The sequence below is a fragment of the Streptomyces sp. NBC_01298 genome (assembly GCF_035978755.1).
Classification (GTDB): Bacteria; Actinomycetota; Actinomycetes; order Streptomycetales; family Streptomycetaceae; genus Streptomyces.
On sequence record NZ_CP108414.1, the window covers coordinates 1,239,814 to 1,256,985 of the forward strand.

Sequence of the window (17,172 nt, forward strand, 5' to 3'; positions counted from 1 at the left end):
GTCGGGGTCAGGTCAGCAAGCGACGGCCGACTCCCCGGCCGGGCAGACCATGGCGGCCGGGCCGGCCAGGGCGCGGGCCTCGTGGAGGAGGCCGGGGTCGGTGGCGGAGCTGAGGGTCCAGACGACGGCGCCGCCCCAGGACGGCTCCGGGACGGCAGCGAAACGGTCCTTCAGGTCGGCTTCGGCGGTCTCCCGGTACGGGAGGTGCAGCGTCTCGTACCGCACCGGGGCGGTGTCCACCGGAAGGATCCGCGGCGCTCCGGGGCCGTCGACCAGCAGCTCGGTGAAGCCGCGGCCGCCGGCCTCCGCGGGACCGCGGGCGTGCGTGTTGCCCGGGTAGGCGGCGAAGGCGCCGGCTCCGGGGACCAGCCGGTGGTGGACGTGGCCCAGCGCCCAGTAGTCGTAGCCGGCGCGGGCCAGCGTCCGCGGGTCGGCCGGTGCGCAGATCCGGCGGCTCCAGGCACCGTGCAGGCTGGTGTGCAGCAGCCCAATGTTGACGGCGCCGGGGATCGCGCGCGGGAAGCCGGCCGCGAGGTCGCGGCGCTCGTCGGGTCCGGCCACCGACTGGCCGTGGACGGTGATGCCGAGGTCGGGCCAGGTCACCGACTCGGGGGCGTCGGCGCCGAGCCAGCGCACCGAGGGCGGGAGGTTCAGTTTGTGCGGCAGCGGGGTCTCGGCGTCGTGGTTGCCCGAGACCACCACCGTGCGCAGCCCCGCCTCGTGGAAGGCGCCGAGCGCGTCCTGGCAGGCGGCCAGCGCCCGGGCGTCGCAGTGGCGGCGGTCGAAGACGTCCCCGGCGATGAGCACCGCGTCGTAGCCGCCCTCGACGATGCGCCGCACGGCCGCGCGCAGGGCCTCGTACGGGGCTTCGCGCCCGTCTATCGCGGGCGCCCCGGGGTAGTCCGCGAGCCCGCGCAGGGCGGAGCCTATGTGCAGGTCGGCCAGGTGGGCCACGCGTATCGGCGCGGGCGCGGAGGTGTTCACCGGCCGAGGATGAGGTCGGTCTTGAAGGCGTCCCGCTCCAGCAGCCAGCCCTCGGCGCGGAGCTTGCCCATGAGGTCGGAGCGCAGCTCGACCGCGTCGCGCAGGGTGCGCCCCTTGGCGGTGATCTCGGCGAACCAGGCCAGCTCGCCGGAGGCGGTCCGCAGCCGGCTAACTTGCGTCTCCATCGGGTGATCGAGCATGCGCCCAGGGTAGTTGGACTGCCTTACCGGCCCGTGGAGTCGAGATGAAGCGGTGACCGACTCCGCCCAACCGGCAGGTTTCGCAGCCCACTTGGCGAGCTTTCCGGGGAGGCGGTCCAGGACCAGGGCGCGGGAGGCGTCGAGCCCCGGAAGTTCGCCGGGCGCCAGGCCCGGGACCGGACGGCACTTCTTGTTGGTGAAGTCGAGGGTGGCGCGGGTGTGGCTGAGGTTGACCTGGACGGAGTAATTGCCGTCGCCCACACAGAAGTTGTGTCCGGAGGCCTGGTCCATCACGCGCCGGACCTCGACCGGGTCCGTCCCGTCGCCCTCGATGTCGAAGCGGGCCTTGTAGGCGAGGCGGATCCGGTTCTCGTCGTCGTGGCGCCGCATGCGGACGATCCAGCCCTGGCCGTTCAGGCTGCGGCCGGCGTCGTCCATGTACTGGGCGACCTCGGAGCGGCCGGGCGCGCCGAGGGACAGCGCGGCGGCCGCGGCGGCCGTGGGCCGGCCGTCGGCGTCGAGCACCCGGTCCGGGTCGACCAGCAGCTTGACCTGGTAGCCCGCGCGCGCCGGAGTCACCGGCGAGATCCCGGCCCGCACGCCGGGACGAATCCGGCGACTCGTCGTTTTCGTCATTTTCCGCGTGTTGCGCATATCCCCGTCGATCATGCCTTATACGACACCAGCCCGCCCGAAATCCTCGGAACCGCGCAGGTGAACAGGCGGTGAATCTACCCCAGGACCAAGGTCCCGACCTGTAAGGTCTCGCGACCCCCGGGTTCGGGATCTTCGCCGTACGTTCACGCCGTTCGAAGATCATAGATTGTGAATGCATTCACAAAATCCTGGCAACGGACAAAGGTGCACGTCATGGCCACTCTGCTCACCCCTTCGCGCAAGATCACCACCCCCGGCGCCACCACCGGCCGGGCCGGAGGCGAGAACGGGGGCGACAGCGGTCCCGCACTGGCCCTGCCGGCCCGCATCGCCCTCGCAGCCCTCCGCGTCCTGGTCGCCTGGACCTTCATCTGGCCCTTCCTGGACAAGCTCTTCGGGCTCGGATTCAGCACCCCGTCGGCCAAGTCCGTCATCAACGGGGGCTCGCCCACCGAGGGTTTCCTGCTGCACGGGACGAAGGGCCCCTTCGCGCACACCTTCGACTCGGTAGCCGGCGCCGGCTGGCTTGACCTGATCTTCATGACGGGCCTGCTCGGCATCGGCCTGGCGTTCCTGCTCGGCATCGGCACGCGGATCGCCGCCGTGTCCTGCGCGATGATGATGGGCTTCATGTGGCTCGTCACGATGCTGCCCGCGACCAACCCCCTCACCGACGACCACTGGATCCTCGCGGTGGCCGGAGCCGTGGTGGCCACGACCGCTGCGGGCAACCACTTCGGGCTCGGCCGGGCCTGGCGCCGGACCGCACTGGTCCGCCGGTACCGCTTCCTCATCTGAGACCGCCGCCCTCCGGGACCGGCCCGCCCTCCGGGAGCATCGGGCCCGACACGATGCGCACCGCCCCCTCCCCCGGGCGGTGCGCATCGTAGATTTGGCGTATTGTCCGGAATTCTCCATCATTCCGTCGTACGTCAGGAGCCGGCGCAGTGGAGCTGACCAGTACGTCGTTCCTCGTCACGCTGATCGTCGTCACCGCACTCGCGATGCTCGCCGCACTGCTCCTGTGGAACGGGATCCCCGGCCCCGGCTGGGTGCGCTGGCCGGCCCGGCTGCTGATGATCGGCCTGTGCCAGCTCACCGCCATCTGCGTGGTGGCCACCTGGATCAACGGGAGCTACGGCCTCTACTCCTCCTGGGACGACCTGCTGGGCACCGAAGCCGGGCAGAACGACTCCGCCATGACCGGGCCGCCGCTGGGGCGGGCCAAGTTCACCCTCGGCGGCGACGGCACCCGCACCACGTACTTCCGCGGCTCCCACTCCAAGCTCGCCGGCCAGGTGATCGTGTGGACGCCCCCGGAGTACGACGCACCGGGCGCGGAGAAGACCCGGTTCCCCGTGCTGATGCTGCTGCACGGCTATCCGGGCTCGCCCCGCTCCTGGCTCGACATCGGTGACATGCCCGGCGCACTGGAGCAGCTCGTCCGGATCGGCGCGGCGCACCCCTTCATCCTGGTGATCCCCGACCTGTACCCCGGCGGGGTGAACACCGACTGCACGGACACCCCGCGGCGGAAGGTGGCGAGCTGGCTCGCCGAGGACGTGCCCGACCTGGTGGCCAAGAACTTCCGCACGCTCCCCGAGCCCAAGGGCTGGGGCCTGATGGGCATCTCCACCGGGGCCTTCTGCGCGGCCAAGCTGCCGCTCCAGTACCCGAAGGCCTTCCGGGCGGGCGCGGCCCTGGACCCGGATCCGCTGACCGGCGACCCCGATGTGCTGTCCGATCCGGTGCTGCGCGAGCGCAACAGCCCCATGTGGCTGGTCACCCACACGAAGAATGCCGACGTCGGGCTATTCCTGGCCACCTCGGCCCAGGACAAGGACAGCCCGCCGCAGCAGCTGACCGACTTCACGAAGGCGGCCCAGAACTCCGGGGTCCGGGTCAAGACGCTGGTCCGCCCTCAGGGCGGACACAACTTCCAGACCTGGATCGCGATGTACCCCGACGCGCTGGGGTGGCTGAGCACGGAGGTCTCACCGCCCGCCGAAGGCCCGTAGCCGGACCGGCAGCGACTCCACGCTGTTGCCTATGAAGCTCCGCTGGTGCGGGAGTTCGGCTTCGGGCACGGCCAGGTCCAGGTCCGGGAAGCGGGTGAAGAGGGCTTCCAGGGCGATGGTGGCCTCCAGCCGGGCGAGCGGGGCTCCGACGCAGTAGTGGGCGCCGTGTCCGAAGGAGAGGTTGCGGGCCGCGGTGGGGCGGGTCAGGTCGAACCGGTCGGCGTCCGGGCCGTGGAAGGCCTCGTCGCGGCCGGCCGCCGTGTAGCCGGCGAGGACCGGCGTGCCCTGCGGGATCACGGTCCCCTCGATGGTCAGATCGCGGGTCGGGTAGCGGAACGGGAACCAGCTGACCGGGGCGTCGAAGCGCAGGGTCTCGTCGACCACGTCCGACCAGGTGGCCTTCCCCTCCAGGACCAGCGCGAGCTGGTCGCGGTGGGTGCACAGGGCGCGTACGGCGTTGCTGATCAGATTGAGCGTGGTCTCGTGGCCGGCGACCAGCATCAGCCGCATGGTGCCGGTGAGTTCGGCCTCGCTGAGCCGGCCGCCGTCGTCGTCCCGGGCGGCGATCAGCGCACTGGTCAGATCCTCGCCCGGATCGGCCCGGCGGGCGGCGGCGATGGCGCCGATCAGCTCGACCAGCTCGCGCAGGGCCGCCATGACCTCGGCCGGGGTCTTGTCGGTGGCGACGATGACGGTGTTGGAGAGCTCGTGCAGCCGCCCCCGGTGTTCGGGGTCCACGCCGAGGAGCTCGCAGATCACGCTCATCGGGAGCGGGAGCGCGACGTGCGTGCGCAGGTCCGCCACCCCGTCCGGAGCGTCCCGCGCCGCCCGCTCCAGGTCCCCGAGCAGCCCGGCCGTCAGCTCCTCGATGCGGGGGCGCAGCCGCTCCACCTGGCGGACGGTGAAGGCGTTGCCCACCAGGGAGCGCAGCCGGCGGTGGTCGGCGTCGTCGGCGGTGTGCATGCCCTGGGCGTTGGCGAAGACGCGCAGCGGCCAGTCCGGAGGGATGGTGCCGTCGTGCAGGGCGGGGAAGTGCCGGGCGTCCTTGGCCACGTCGGGGTGGGCGAGGAACTCCCTCAGCGCCTCGTGACCGAGGACGACCGCGCCGGGAACACCGCCGGGAAGCACCACCTCGGCCACCGCCCCCTGGGCGCGCAGCCGGGCGTTGAGGGCGTGCGGGCAGCCGCCGGCGGGGTCGATGACGTACGGGGCCGCGGGCTCGGACGGGGGCGCGGACGGGGGCGTCGGCTCGGATGATGCCTGCGCGGGGTCGGTGGACAAACCTGTCTCCTGACAATACGAACGGATCTCCGCCAACAGTGCGGCCTCGGGGGCCGGTTGTTCAAGGCCGGGCCCGCCCCGTCTCAGGGATCCGCAGGCGCGCCGCGCCGCACCCGCCGCGCCCGGGCGTCGTAGGGTCGCGGTCATGACGGAGGCAGAGCGGACTCTCGAAGGCAAGGTGGCCCTGGTGGCCGGGGCGACCCGCGGCGCGGGCCGGGGCATCGCGGTCGAGTTGGGGGCCCGGGGCGCGACCGTGTACGTGAGCGGGCGCAGCACCCGGGGCAGGCGCTCGGAGTACGACCGGCCCGAGACGATCGAGGAGACGGCCGAGCTGGTCACGGCCGCCGGCGGACGCGGAATCGCGGTGGTGGCGGACCACCTGGTACCCGAACAGGTGGAGGCCCTCGTCGGGCGGATCGACTCGGAGCAGGGCCGGCTCGACGTCCTGGTGAACGACATCTGGGGCGGCGAGCGGCTCTTCGAGTGGGAGAGCACGGTCTGGGAACACGACCTGGACAACGGGCTGCGGCTGCTGCGGCTGGCCGTGGAGACCCACGCGGTCACCAGCCACTACGCGCTGCCCCTGCTGCTGCGCGAGCCGGGCGGACTGGTGGTGGAGATGACGGACGGCACGGCGGAGTACAACGCGAGCCGGTACCGGGTCTCCTTCTTCTACGACATCGCCAAGTCGGCGGTGCTGCGCATGGCGTTCGCGCTCGGACACGAGGTGGGCCCGCGCGGGGCGACGGCGGTGGCCCTGACCCCGGGCTGGCTCCGGTCGGAGATGATGCTGGACAACTTCGTTGTCACTGAGGCAAATTGGCGGGACGCACTGAAGACGGTCCCGCACTTCGCCATCTCGGAGACCCCGTTCTACGTCGGCCGCGCGGTCGCCGCGCTGGCCGCAGACCCGGAACTGTCGCGCTGGAACGGGCAGTCGCTCTCCAGCGGGCAACTGGCTCGGACCTACGGCTTCACCGACGTGGACGGCAGCCGGCCGGACGCCTGGCGGTACATGGTCGAGGTGCAGGACCCGGACCTCCCGGCGGACACCGCCGGCTACCGGTAGGCGGCGCCTTCCGGATCGGGCGGCGGCGGGCCCCGCCCGCCCGGATCAGGCCCGATCGGCCCGCTCCAGCAGCCGGGCGATCCCGTCGAGGACGCAGCGCAGGCCGAAGTCCCACACGGTCTCGGAACTGTACCCGCCGACCGCGCTGCCGACCCGCCCGGCGAGGGGGTAGCGCTCCGGGTCCATGGCCCGTTCCAGCAGCGGGGCGCTGAGCTCCCACCACTCCTGGTCGCCCTGGCGGGCGTTGTGCGCGGCGGTGTCGGCGGCGGCCAGGGCCTGCGCGTGGACGAAGCCGAGCAGGTGGGTCAGGGCGGCGTCCATCTCCACGTCGGTGAGGCCGATGCCCTCGAGGGCCGCGAGTTCGTACTCGTACTTGCCGATCACACCGGGCCCCAGCGGGGGGCGGGTGACGGACAGCTCGGCGGTCCACGGGTGCCGCAGGTACAGCGCGCGATTGTCCCCGGCGACGCGGGCGACCCGCTCGCGCCAGGACCCCTCCGGGTCCGGCTCGGCGCGGTCCATGGCCAGGTACGCGGCGTCCAGCATCAGGTCGAGCAGCTCGGCCTTGCCGGGGACGTAGGTGTAGAGGGTCATGGGGGTGACCCCCAGCCGCTGGGCCAGCGCCCGCATCGTCAGCGCGGCCAGCCCCGACCGCCCCTCGCTCGCCGCCTCGTCGGCCAGTGCGACGGCGGCGTCGACGACCCCGTCCACGGTCAGCCCCTGCCGGGGCCCGCGCCGCCCGCTGGGCGCCCCCTGCCCCGGCTCGCGCCACAGCAGCTCCAGCGTGCGGACGGGGTCGCCCGCGCCGCTCCGGTCCGTGGCCACTCCCGACCCCTTTCCGCCGCCTCACGGCAGCCCGGTCATTTAATCTTCTACGCTGTATAGAATACTATGTATAATGAAACTCCGAGCCCACGATACCAGGAGGACCCATGCGGATCACCGACACCGCCATCTGCCTCACCGTCGAGGACGCCACCATCTCTTCCGCCTTCCTGACCAGGCATTTCGGATTCAAGGAAACGATGGCGGCCGACGGGTTCGCCTCCCTCTCCCACCCCGACGGCCCGAACGTGATCTTCGTCCGGCGCGGCCTGGAGGTGCTCCCCGAGGACCTCCGCGAGCAGCACGCCGCCGGAGTGCTGCTCGCCTTCACCGTGGCCGACCTGCCCGCCGAGTACGAGCGCCTGCGCTCCGAGGGCGTCCCGATCGTCATGGAGCCGCGCGTGGAGCCCTGGGGCGAGCGGGTGTTCCTGGTGTCCGACCCCAACGGTGTGATCATCGAACTGGTCGACTGGGTGGAAACCCCCACCGAGCCGGCCGCCGACGCCACCCCCACCACCGCCTAGGACAGGAGCACCCTCCAGTGACCCCGCCCCGTCTGATCCCCCTGCTGGCGCAGTTCGACTTCGCGCGCACCCGCCTCTCCGGCCGCATGGCCGGGCCCGTCATGGACAGCGGCGACGGATCGGACACCCCGGTCGGCGGTCCCCTGACGGACGAGGAGTACCTCTGGGAGCCGGTAGCGGACTGCTGGTCGGTGCGGCGCCGCGCGGACGGGCCCGGGCCCCGGGCCACCGCGCTGGCCGGCGCGGGCGACTGGGGGCGCGACGCGGCGGCCTATCCGCACCCCTGGCCGCCGCCGTTCACCACGATCGCGTGGCGGCTGAGCCACCTCACCGAGATGCTCGCTCTGCGCGCCGACCACACCGCCGGGAGCCGCTCGCTGACCCGGGCCGACCAGCGCGTCGAGGGCGGCGCCGCGGCAGCGCTCACGGGCTTCGACTCCGCCGCGGGGGCCTGGCGCGACGCGCTGCGATGCGTCGACGAGGCGGCCCTGGACACCGTGGGGTACTGCACCTACCCCCACGGGAGCGACGCGGAGGAGCCGTTCGTCGACATCGCCTGGTGGGTCAACCAGGAACTGCTGCACCACGGGGCCGAGATCGCCCTGCTCCGCGATCTGTACCGGGCACGGCGGCCCTGAGCGGGCGCCCGCGCGCCGCCCCGTACGGGTTCACCCCTCGGGGGTCCACTCGGCGATCCCCTGGGGGCCCCCGGCCAGCGGGGCGAAGAAGCGGGCCACGTCGTGCTCGGTGACCTCGCCGAGGGTGGCCGGGGACCAGCGCGGGCTGCGGTCCTTGTCGACCACCTGCGCCCGGATGCCCTCCACCAGGTCGGGCGAGGTCAGCGCATTGCAGGAGACCCGGAACTCCTGTTCCAGCACCGGCTCCAGCGCGCCGAGGGCGGCGGCCCGGCGTACGGACTCCAGGGTCACCTTCAGGGCCGTCGGGGACTTCCCGAGGATGGTCTCGGCCGCCTCCTTCGCCGCCGGGTCCCCGTATCCGAGCAGCCGGTCCACGATCTCCTCGACGGTGGCGGCGGCGTAGCAGTGGTCGATCCAGTCCCGCGCCTCGGCCAGCGTCCCCGGCCCGGGCTCGGCGGCGTACGGCTCCACCACCTCCCGGGCCGGGGCCCCGGCGAGCTCGGCGGTCAGCGCCGGCAGCCGGTCGGCGGGTACGAAGCGGTCGGCCAGCCCGCACAGCAGCGCGTCGGCGGCGCCCACCGCGGAGCCGGTGAGGGCGAGATGGGTGCCGAGCAGGCCGGGGGCGCGGGCCAGCAGGTGCGTGCCGCCGACGTCCGGGACGAAGCCGATGCCGGTCTCGGGCATGGCGACGCGGGAACGCTCGGTGACCACGCGGACGCTCCCGTGAGCGGACACGCCGACCCCGCCGCCCATCACGATGCCGTCCATGAGGGCCACGTAGGGCTTGGGGTAGCGGGCGATGTGCGCGTTGAGGCGGTACTCGTCGCGCCAGAAGGCCGCCGAGGCCCGCGTCCCGGCCTTGGCGTCGTCGTGGATGGCCCGGATGTCCCCGCCGGCGCACAGCCCCCGCTCGCCCGCGCCGCGGATGAGCACCTGCTCCACGCCCGGGTCCCGCTCCCAGCCGGTCAGGGCCCCGGCGATGCGGAGCACCATGGGGTGGGTGAGGGCGTTGAGGGCGCGGGGGCGGTTGAGGGTGATCACCCCGGTACGGCCTTCGACGGCGCACAGGACGGTGTCGGCGCTGTCGTCGGGGGCGGCCATGGATGCGGTGTCGGCTTCGCTCTTCACGCCGTCCAGTATGGACGGCGCGTAGTCTGGCTGGTCATGGGAAAGATCATCCTGATGTCGCAGGTCTCCCTCGACGGCTACTACGAGGGCCCGGAGCGGCAGCTCGACTGGGGCCTCGTCGACGAAGAGCTGCACCAGCACATGAACGACGAAGTCCGTTCGGTCGGCGGCATGCTGATGGGCCGGGTCACCTACGAGCAGATGGCCGCCTACTGGCCCACCGCCGGCGCCGATCCGGCCGCGTCCGCGGTGGAGAAGGACTACGCCGGCATCTGGCGCTCCGCGCGGAAGTACGTGTACTCGCGCACCCTGGCCGCCGAGCAGGCCGACCCCGAGGTCACCGTGCTGCGGGAGGTCGTACCGGAGGAGGTCGCCGCCCTCAAGGCCGCCGCGGACGGTGATCTGACCGTGAGCGGGGCGGACCTCGCCGCCTCGTTCCTGCGCCACGGGCTGGTGGACGAGTACCGGATCTACGTGCACCCCGTACGCATCGGCCGCGGCCACCACCTCTTCCCGCCCTCCGACGGCACGGTTCCGCTGCGGCTGGAGGGGACGCGCACGTTCGGCACCGGGGTCGTGCTCCTGCGGTACACCGCCGCCTAGGTCGTCTCTTTCGGATCTTGTCGGCCGAGTCCGCGGCGTCTGGTGCCGTGCCTGGGCGTGCTGTCGGGGCGCTCGCGTGCTGGGTGTACGTGGTCGCCTCGGCAGTGCGGCCAGGCGCGGTGCCAGGCGTCGCGGGCCCGGCAAGATCCGAAAGAGACGGCCTAGGCCGGGGCAGAACCGGCCGGCGCGGACAGCGACGCGAGGTAGCCGGACAGGGCCGCCGCCGTGGCGGACAGCGGGAAGCGGGCGCCGAGGTACCCGTCCGGGCGTACGAGGAATCCGGTCGGGCCGTCGCAGCCGTACAGCCGGGCGAACTCCCCCGCGGCGTCGCGGTATCCGGGGACGGGGGCGGGGAGGCCGGCGCCCGCGTCGGGGGCGGCCTCGCGGGCGAGGACGGCCACCGTGCGCAAGTCGTCTTCACCCGCGCCGCCTTCCGCCGGCGCCGGCCCCGCCGCCCGGGCCCGCTCCGCCGCCTCGGCCAGGGCCGCGCCGTCGGCCCCGTACAGGAGCACCACGTGGCCGGCCCGGCCGCGCAGGACGTCGAGCAGCCGTGAGGGATAGGCGGCGATGGGCAGGGTCAACCCGCCGCAGTCCGGAGCCCGTTCGCCGGGCTGTGGGGCGTCGGCGGGGCCGAAGGGAGGACCGGCGAGCGGTCCGGCCGGGTAGCCGACGAGCAGTTGGGCCTCGCGGAGCAGCACGGTCCGCGGATCGTCGGGTTCGTTCTCGATGCCCTCGGTCGCGTGCCGCACGGTCCGGCCCACGACCTCCTCGCCGACGGGGCGGCGTTCGGCGTCGTAGCTCGTGAGCAGGGCGGGCCCGGCGGTTTCCCGCAGGACCAGCGCGAGCTTCCAGGCCAGGTTGCAGGCGTCCTGGATCCCGGTGTTCATGCCCTGGGCTCCGGTCGGCGGATGGATGTGGGCGGCGTCGCCCGCGACGAAGACGCGCCCGTCGCCGTACCGGTCGACGATGCGGTGGCTGATGCGGAACACGGAGGACCAGCGCATGCCGGACACCGTGGCCGGGGCCGGCGCGAGGCGGTCGACGACGGCCTGGATGTGGGAGAGCTCGGGGACCCGGCCCCCCTCCAGCCCGTGCCGTACGCCGTCGCCCGCTCCGGGGCCGCCCGCCGATCCGCTGCCCGGTCCGCCGGGCGGCTGCGCGGAGAGTTCGGGCGGGACGAGCATCGACATGCGGTAGCGGCCCCGGCCGGGCAGCGGGATGCACACCAGCGCGTCGTCGGTGGACCCGTCGGCGCCCTGGTGCATGGACCGCAGGCCGTACCCGTCGGGCAGATCCCAGTCGCTCACGACGTCGGCCAGCATGTACTCCTCGGCGAAGGCCCCGCCCTCGTAGGACAGCCCCAGACCCTTGCGCACGGTGCTGTGCGCTCCGTCGCAGCCGATGAGGTAGCGGGTGCGCAGCTCCTCCTCGCCGCCGGACGCGGTCCGCAGCAGGCTGGTGACGCCGCCCGCGGAGCCGTCCCCGTCCTGGGTGAACGACAGCAGTTCGGTGCCGCGTTCGATGACGGTGCCCAGCCCCGCGAGGTGCTCTTCGAGGATCCGCTCCGTCTCGTACTGGGGCAACGCGGCGAAGCGGTACGGGACTTCGGGAGGCAGCATGAGCTCGATCCGGGCCCGCTCGGCGCCGTTGACGTAGATCAGCTGGCCGCGCAGGGGGACGGCGCTCTCCATCACGGTGCGGGCCAGGCCCATCCGGTCCCAGATCTCCAGCGTGCGCGGCTGGATGCCGACCGCCTTCGCGTAGGGGAGGCGGGCGGGCAGCCGGTCGACGAGGCGGCAGCTCACGCCGTGGCGGCGCAGTTCCGCCGCCGCGCTGAGGCCTACCGGACCCGCGCCCGCGATCAGCACGTCGGTCGTCGGGGTGTGCGTCATGGGTTCCTCCCGATCGCCCGGCCCCGAACCGGTCCCTCCCTCCATGCTGGCCCGGTGCGGAGCGGACGGCCAGACGAACCGGTCAGCCCGCCTTGGCGTGCGCCCCCGGGGTGTGGCCGAAGGCCCGGCGGAACACGTCGATGAACGCGCTCGCCGAGGACCAGCCGCAGCGGTGCGCGACCGCCGTCACGGGGGTGTCGACCGCCAGCAGCCGCAGCGCGTGGTGCAGGCGCAGCTGGGTCCGCCACTGGGGGAAGGTCATGCCCAGCTCGGCGCGGAAGAGCCTGCTCAGGGTCCGCTCCCCCGCCCCGGCCCCGGCCTGCGCGGAGAGTTCCGCCAGGCCGCGCGCATCCGCCGGGTCGGCGTGCAGCAGCGCGCACACCGCGGCCAGCCGGGGGTCGGAGGGAGCGGGCAGGTGCAGCGGCTGGAGCGGCGAGGCCTTCAGCTGGTCGAGCAGCACCGCCAGCATCCGCCGCCGCTCGGCGCTGTCGTCCTGCGGGGCCCGGGTGTAGGCCAGGATCAGCTCGCGCAGCAGGGGGCCGACGGCGAGCACGGCGGGCGCGGAGAGGGAGAGCGGGTTGAGGCGGGTGGGGAGGCCGACGCAGTGCAGGTCGACGCGGCCGAAGGCCCGGTGCTCGTGCACGGTCCCGGCGGGGATCCACAGGGCGCGGGTGGTCGGGGCCACCCAGGTCCCGGCGTCGGTGGTGACGGAGAGCACCCCGGAGCCCGCGTAGCAGATCTGGTGGTCGTCGTGGCGGTGCGGATCGATGCCGAGGTGGGTGTCGAGCTCGCGGATGCTCGTCGCGGCGCGCGGAGTGTGGCGGATTTTCTGCATCACCCGGCAATTTATCGGAAGCGGGCCGCCCCCGGCGCGAGCGATTCTCGATCGGTGACCTCCATGAGACCCACCCCGTCCCCGCCACCGTCCCCGAACCCGTCCCCGAACCCGTCCCCGATGCCGATGCCGATGCCGATGCCGATGCCGACTCCGGCGGCAGCCTCCGGACCGGCGCCCGGACCGGCCAAGCTCCGTACGGCCGCCTTCTCCGCGGGCCACTCCTGCGTGGACGTCTACCAGGGCGCCGTCGCCGCGCTCGTGCCCTTCCTCGTCTCCGAGCGCTCGTACGGCTACGCCGCCGCCTCCGGCATCGTGCTGGCCGCCTCGCTGCTCTCCTCCGTGGTCCAGCCGCTGTTCGGAGCGCTCACCGACCGGTGGCCGATGCCCTGGCTGATCCCGCTGGCCACCGCCGCCGCGGGACTGGGCGTGGCGCTGGTCGGACTCGACGCCGGCTACGCGGCCACCCTCGCCGCCGTCGCCCTGTCCGGGCTGGGCGTCGCCGCCTATCACCCGGCGGCCGCCCGGCTGGTCCGTACGGTGGGCGGGCCCGGGCACGGGGCGATGAGCTGGTTCGCGCTCGGCGGCAACATCGGCTTCGCGTGCGCGCCGCTGCTGGTCGTCGGCGCGCTCGCGCTGCCGGGCCCGGCGGGGTGGTGGCTGCTGGCCGCCCCGGCGGCCCTGGGCGTGTTCCTCAACCGGCCGCCGTCCGCGAAGCGTTCGGCCGCGAACCCGCGAGCGGCGATCCCGGCCCCGGCCCGGGGCCCCCGCGACGACTGGCGGGCCTTCCTGCGGCTGTCCCTGGTGGTCGTGGTGCGCTCGGTCGTCTTCACCGGCCTGAGCACCTTCATCGGGCTGTACGTCCGGGAGCGCGGCGGTGGTGAAACCGCCGGCGCCGTGGCCCTGTTCACCCTCTTCGCCGGGAGCGCCGGCGGCACCCTCCTCGGAGGCCGGCTGGCCGCCCGCTGGGGGCGCGTCACCACCGTCCACCGCGCCTACGCGGCCGTGGTGCCGGCCGTCGCGGGCATCCTCTTCCTGCCGCTGCCGCTGGTGTACGTCTGCTCGGCGCTGGCCGCCACCGCCCTGTACGTGCCGTTCTCCCTCCAGGTCACCCTGGGCCAGGACTACTTGCCGAGCCGCATGGGCACGGCGAGCGGGGTCACCCTGGGCCTGACCGTCAGCATCGGGGGCCTCGCGAGCCCCGTGATCGGCGCGGCGGCCGACGCGGCCTCCCTGCGGACGGCCCTGCTCCCGCTGGCGGCGCTGCCGCTGCTGGCCTGGGCCCTGGCCCGGCGCCTGCCGGAGCCCGCGGAGCCGGAGCTCACTCCCGCTCGGGGGTGAGGGCGGCCTCCCGCGGCCGGGAGCGGTGGGCCCGCCAGGCGGCCAGGGCCTGCGCGCGGGTGCCCTCGGGATGGCCGGCGTGCCAGTCGCGGAGGAACCGGTTCAGCTCGAACTGGGCCCCGATCTCCCGGGGTTCGGCCGCCGCCGCCCGGGTGGCGTGCCAGTGGGCGACCGCCTCGGCGAGGGTGTGTCCCGCGCCCTGGGCGACGTAATCCCGCATGAAGGCGTCGAAGTGGAAGCCGGGCCCGATCTCCCGGAGGAAGTAGGCCCGCAGCACCTGGCCGCACCGCTGCCCCGGCGGGATCACGCTGGCCCCGTCCACGGGCGCCGCCAGCTGCCGGCCCGCACCACGGACGGGCCGGCCGCCGGACCGGGCCGGAGCCGGGTCCGCGGCCGGGGCCGGCGCCGGAAACCCGTCCAGCGCGGCGGCGATCCGCGCCGTGACCGCCGCCTTCCCGCCTCCGGACGGGAGGCCCATCGCCCGGGCCAGGGCGCTGAGTTCGGCCAGCGTCCAGTACCAGCGGGCCAGCTCCGCCCCGCTCAGTTCCGGGCTCGGAGCAGGCCGCACTTCACCGTCATTCGTACGCACGTTCCCATTCTAGACGCCTCTTCCGGAGTCCTCGGCTCCCTCGGTCACCCTCGGTCAACGAGCCGCGGCCGCACGCCGTTCACGGCCCCGCAGGACGTCCAGGGCGAAGAACCTCGGGACGGCCGCGCCCAGCCCGTCGGGGCCGGTGAACCCGCGCCGGGCCATCTCGACCTCCGGCGAGGTGCCGCGCCCCTGCCAGTGGCGCAGGAAGAGCTTCGCGCACATCGGCGGCGGCGGGACCACGAGCCGCGGACGGGTCTCCACCGCGGCCTCGTCGGCCCGGACCACCAGGGCGCACCACTCCTCCCAGCGCTCGGAGTCCCGCAGGCGCGCCAGGACCGTCGGCCGCCAGTCCACCGACTGCCACACCGGCCACACCCGCACCATGAGGAGCCGGATCCGCTCGGCGGCGGGGAGCTCGTCCCGTTCCCGCTCCGTGAACCAGCGCGCGAGGGAGTCCGGCAGCGGCGACCGTCCGTCGAGCCCGAGCTTGTCCCGTGCGTACGTCGCGAGGGTCATGCCCCGGGCGCCGGCGAGCTCCTCCAACAAGCCGGTCAGCACCTCCTCGTGCAGCGCCGGGTAGCCCTCGTCGAACAGCCGGGCGGCGTCCAGTACGTCGAGGTCCGACATCCACCGGCCGGGGGCGTGCTCCCGCCGGGTCCGGCGGACCAGGGACTGGGTCCGGCTGATGCCGGTGACGGGCACCTCGGGCGCCACCGGACCGGGGGGCACCGCGCCCCGGCCCGCGATCGCGCGCAGCGCCGCCATGGCGTCGAGCCGTTTCAGGTCCCAGACGCCCGAGGCGATCATCTCCTCCAGCGTCCACAGGGCGTCGTGGTCCTCCTCGTCCAGCGCCCCCTCGATGTCCTTCCAGCCGCGGTGGGTGAAGGGCAGCGCCGCGGCCGCCGCCACGATCCGCCGTCCGGCGTCGGGCGCGATCAGGTCGCTCTCGGCGCCCTCCTTGCAGCCGTAGCGGAGGTTCACCAGGGCCACGGTCTGGGGCGGGTACCCCATCTCGGCCGGGCCGTGCAGGACCCCCACCTCGTCGTCCCCGTCGATCTCGCCCGAGGCGTACATCGTGAAGACGGTGCCCAGGCCCCGCATGCCGCAAGGAGCGAGCTCCGCGGCCCGCAGCGCCCCCATGCTCGCGGCGCCGATCACCTCCGCGCCCTCGGTGAGGACCTGGAGGATCTCCTTGTGGCCGACCGAGCGGCGTTCCCGGAAGTAGCCGTCGACGACCACGACCACGTCTCCCGGGTCCCACCGGTCCGCGAGGAGGTCGCCCCGGCCCGCCGGCGGCCGCACCTCCGCGTCCGGGAGCACCGCGTGGACGTCGGCGGCCGAGATGGTCGGCCCCGCGTAGACGATCACCCTGGACCCGTTCAACTACAGCACCTCCGGGCATACGCGGCTCCCCGGAGCCACGACCTTGACGACCGGGACCCCGATCTCCTCGCGCGTCAGGTCGACGAGGAGGGGCGGGTGGGAGAAGGCGGCGGCCGCCCGGCCCACCACGTGGGCGAGGGCGCCGGCCAGACTGTCGTGCGGGACGGGGTCCTCCACGAGGCCCCTGATGTCGGCTGCCGCCGGGCCCGAGCGTGCGCCGCGCAGCCGGTCGGCGTCCACGTGGCCGAAGTCCTCCCGGAGGTCGTCCCGGGCCCCCGAGATGTACGCGAGCCTGGCCTGGGCCGCCTCGGAGACGGCCCGGGTGAGGGCGATCTCCGGGCTGAGGTGGCAGCCGAAGCCGAACATCGGCGCCGGGTACTCGTCGTCGGCGACCCAGGAGAGGAAGCACGGCAGGCCGGTGGGCGAGGGGACGAGGCGGACCTCCAGGGTGACGCCGGCCCGTTCGATCAGGGTGCACAGCTCGTCGGCCACCGGGGACCCGAGGGAGCGCGGGTCGACGCGTACGCCCATCTCCCCGCCCCCGGTGACCGCGGCGGTCATCGCGTCGCGCTCGATGACCTCGCAGAGCGCGTGCAGGGCGGCTTCGATCCGGGTGTTCCCGCCGGCCAGGCCGTTCGTCGACTCGAAGAACACCGGCGGGTTCCAGTCGGTGTGCTCCTCCAGCGTCAGCCGGACGACGTTCACGGGAACGAGGGTGCGCGCTCCGTCGACCAGGGACCTGGCCGCCACCCATTCCAATGGCAGCCCGTCGTGCAGAAGGTTCGGCGCGGAGGGTGCCAACGCGGCTACGTCGTAGCCCAGTTGCGTACGGAGCTTACGGGGGGAGGCAGTCAGCGCGGGCAGGGCCGGCTGTTCGACGTGCCAGGTCTCGACCGACTCCATCACCGCCGAGAGCCTGGCCAGTTCGGGGGTCATCCCCTTGCCCTGGGAGACGGCGAGCGTTCTGGACAGCGGCCGGATCGCCTGGAAGGTCGGGATGCCGATGGAGTCGAGCCGGGTGATGTCGGCGACCCGGGTGACACCCACCTGGGCCGCGGCGCGGGTCACCATCTCCCAGGTGGCCTTCGGTGGTTGGGCCCGGTCCGTGCCCGGGAGGCGGTGCACGGAGCGGTCCTGCGGCGTGGCGAGCCAGGCCAGGGGCGCATCGTCGGTCTGCGCAGTGTCACGGGTCTGCACGGTGG

At 73.8% G+C, this 17,172-nt stretch carries 17 protein-coding genes; 7 read left to right on the forward strand and 10 right to left on the reverse strand.

From position 1 onward, the window contains the following. Positions 1–12: 12 nt before the first annotated feature. Positions 13–984 carry a metallophosphoesterase family protein gene (locus tag OG730_RS05675; protein ID WP_327303150.1) on the reverse strand — a complete coding sequence of 324 codons (972 nt, stop codon included), beginning with the start codon at positions 982–984 and terminating at the stop codon, positions 13–15. Then, on the reverse strand, positions 981–1,820 hold the full coding sequence (locus OG730_RS05680; protein ID WP_327303151.1) for a hypothetical protein: 840 nt from the start codon (positions 1,818–1,820) through the stop codon (positions 981–983). The genes OG730_RS05675 and OG730_RS05680 overlap by 4 nt, the downstream gene beginning before the upstream one ends. A gap of 234 nt (positions 1,821–2,054) precedes the next feature. Here OG730_RS05680 and OG730_RS05685 point away from each other — a divergent pair, with 234 nt between their 5' ends. Then, positions 2,055–2,639 carry a DoxX family membrane protein gene (locus OG730_RS05685; protein WP_327303152.1) on the forward strand — a complete coding sequence of 195 codons (585 nt, stop codon included), beginning with the start codon at positions 2,055–2,057 and terminating at the stop codon, positions 2,637–2,639. Between the two features lie 149 nt (positions 2,640–2,788). Beyond that, positions 2,789–3,859 (forward strand): alpha/beta hydrolase, encoded by a 1,071-nt coding sequence (locus tag OG730_RS05690; protein WP_327303153.1) that lies wholly within the window; start codon positions 2,789–2,791, stop codon positions 3,857–3,859. On the opposite strand, the gene OG730_RS05695 is transcribed toward OG730_RS05690, so the two are convergent. Then, positions 3,836–5,059 carry a cytochrome P450 family protein gene (locus OG730_RS05695; RefSeq protein WP_327309157.1) on the reverse strand — a complete coding sequence of 408 codons (1,224 nt, stop codon included), beginning with the start codon at positions 5,057–5,059 and terminating at the stop codon, positions 3,836–3,838. The genes OG730_RS05690 and OG730_RS05695 overlap by 24 nt on opposite strands. 226 nt (positions 5,060–5,285) lie before the next feature. On the opposite strand from OG730_RS05695, the gene OG730_RS05700 reads away from it, so the two are divergent. Next, complete coding sequence (locus OG730_RS05700; protein ID WP_327303154.1) at positions 5,286–6,209, forward strand: SDR family oxidoreductase; 924 nt, start codon at positions 5,286–5,288, stop codon at positions 6,207–6,209. A 45-nt stretch (positions 6,210–6,254) separates the two neighbouring features. Here the strand turns inward: OG730_RS05700 and OG730_RS05705 are convergent, their stop codons facing one another. Further along, positions 6,255–7,034 (reverse strand): TetR/AcrR family transcriptional regulator, encoded by a 780-nt coding sequence (locus OG730_RS05705; protein ID WP_327303155.1) that lies wholly within the window; start codon positions 7,032–7,034, stop codon positions 6,255–6,257. 107 nt (positions 7,035–7,141) lie between these two features. Here OG730_RS05705 and OG730_RS05710 point away from each other — a divergent pair, with 107 nt between their 5' ends. After that, a complete protein-coding gene (locus tag OG730_RS05710) occupies positions 7,142–7,558 on the forward strand; it encodes a VOC family protein (RefSeq protein WP_327303156.1) in 417 nt (138 codons plus the stop codon). 17 nt (positions 7,559–7,575) lie between these two features. Then, positions 7,576–8,196, forward strand: a complete 621-nt coding sequence (locus OG730_RS05715) for a DinB family protein (protein WP_327303157.1) — start codon at positions 7,576–7,578, stop codon at positions 8,194–8,196. A 30-nt stretch (positions 8,197–8,226) separates the two neighbouring features. On the opposite strand, the gene OG730_RS05720 is transcribed toward OG730_RS05715, so the two are convergent. Beyond that, entirely contained in the window at positions 8,227–9,297 is a 1,071-nt protein-coding gene (locus OG730_RS05720) for an enoyl-CoA hydratase/isomerase family protein (protein ID WP_327309158.1), read from the reverse strand. 63 nt (positions 9,298–9,360) lie between these two features. Here OG730_RS05720 and OG730_RS05725 point away from each other — a divergent pair, with 63 nt between their 5' ends. Further along, a complete protein-coding gene (locus OG730_RS05725) occupies positions 9,361–9,927 on the forward strand; it encodes a dihydrofolate reductase family protein (protein ID WP_327303158.1) in 567 nt (188 codons plus the stop codon). Between the two features lie 161 nt (positions 9,928–10,088). On the opposite strand, the gene OG730_RS05730 is transcribed toward OG730_RS05725, so the two are convergent. Both OG730_RS05730 and OG730_RS05735 read right to left on the reverse strand, forming a co-directional pair. Continuing rightward, complete coding sequence (locus OG730_RS05730) at positions 10,089–11,819, reverse strand: FAD-dependent monooxygenase (protein WP_327303159.1); 1,731 nt, start codon at positions 11,817–11,819, stop codon at positions 10,089–10,091. A gap of 82 nt (positions 11,820–11,901) precedes the next feature. Then, positions 11,902–12,654: an AraC family transcriptional regulator gene (locus OG730_RS05735; RefSeq protein ID WP_327303160.1), complete on the reverse strand. Its 753-nt coding sequence runs from the start codon at positions 12,652–12,654 to the stop codon at positions 11,902–11,904. Between the two features lie 120 nt (positions 12,655–12,774). Here OG730_RS05735 and OG730_RS05740 point away from each other — a divergent pair, with 120 nt between their 5' ends. Continuing rightward, positions 12,775–13,995, forward strand: a complete 1,221-nt coding sequence (locus tag OG730_RS05740) for an MFS transporter (protein WP_327303161.1) — start codon at positions 12,775–12,777, stop codon at positions 13,993–13,995. Here the strand turns inward: OG730_RS05740 and OG730_RS05745 are convergent. From OG730_RS05745 to OG730_RS05755, 3 genes are read right to left on the reverse strand one after another with little or no spacing between them, the layout of a single operon-like run. Beyond that, entirely contained in the window at positions 13,976–14,584 is a 609-nt protein-coding gene (locus OG730_RS05745) for a DUF6434 domain-containing protein (RefSeq protein WP_327303162.1), read from the reverse strand. The genes OG730_RS05740 and OG730_RS05745 overlap by 20 nt on opposite strands. A gap of 54 nt (positions 14,585–14,638) precedes the next feature. Then, positions 14,639–15,970, reverse strand: coding sequence for a TfuA-like protein (locus OG730_RS05750; RefSeq protein ID WP_327303163.1), 1,332 nt, complete (start codon positions 15,968–15,970; stop codon positions 14,639–14,641). Then, a complete protein-coding gene (locus OG730_RS05755) occupies positions 15,971–17,167 on the reverse strand; it encodes a YcaO-like family protein (protein WP_327303164.1) in 1,197 nt (398 codons plus the stop codon). It abuts the gene before it with no gap. Between the last annotated feature and the right edge of the window lie 5 nt (positions 17,168–17,172).

Excerpts from the sequence above, each read along its gene's own strand:
- OG730_RS05680 (WP_327303151.1), bottom strand. The coding sequence starts at position 1,820 with ATGACGAAAACGACGAGTCGCCGGATTCGTCCCGGCGTGCGGGCCGGG.
- OG730_RS05685 (WP_327303152.1), top strand. The coding sequence starts at position 2,055 with ATGGCCACTCTGCTCACCCCTTCGCGCAAGATCACCACCCCCGGCGCC.
- OG730_RS05700 (WP_327303154.1), top strand. The coding sequence starts at position 5,286 with ATGACGGAGGCAGAGCGGACTCTCGAAGGCAAGGTGGCCCTGGTGGCC.
- OG730_RS05710 (WP_327303156.1), top strand. The coding sequence starts at position 7,142 with ATGCGGATCACCGACACCGCCATCTGCCTCACCGTCGAGGACGCCACC.
- OG730_RS05720 (WP_327309158.1), bottom strand. The coding sequence starts at position 9,297 with ATGGCCGCCCCCGACGACAGCGCCGACACCGTCCTGTGCGCCGTCGAA.
- OG730_RS05725 (WP_327303158.1), top strand. The coding sequence starts at position 9,361 with ATGGGAAAGATCATCCTGATGTCGCAGGTCTCCCTCGACGGCTACTAC.
- OG730_RS05730 (WP_327303159.1), bottom strand. The coding sequence starts at position 11,819 with ATGACGCACACCCCGACGACCGACGTGCTGATCGCGGGCGCGGGTCCG.
- OG730_RS05735 (WP_327303160.1), bottom strand. The coding sequence starts at position 12,654 with ATGCAGAAAATCCGCCACACTCCGCGCGCCGCGACGAGCATCCGCGAG.
- OG730_RS05740 (WP_327303161.1), top strand. The coding sequence starts at position 12,775 with ATGCCGATGCCGATGCCGATGCCGATGCCGACTCCGGCGGCAGCCTCC.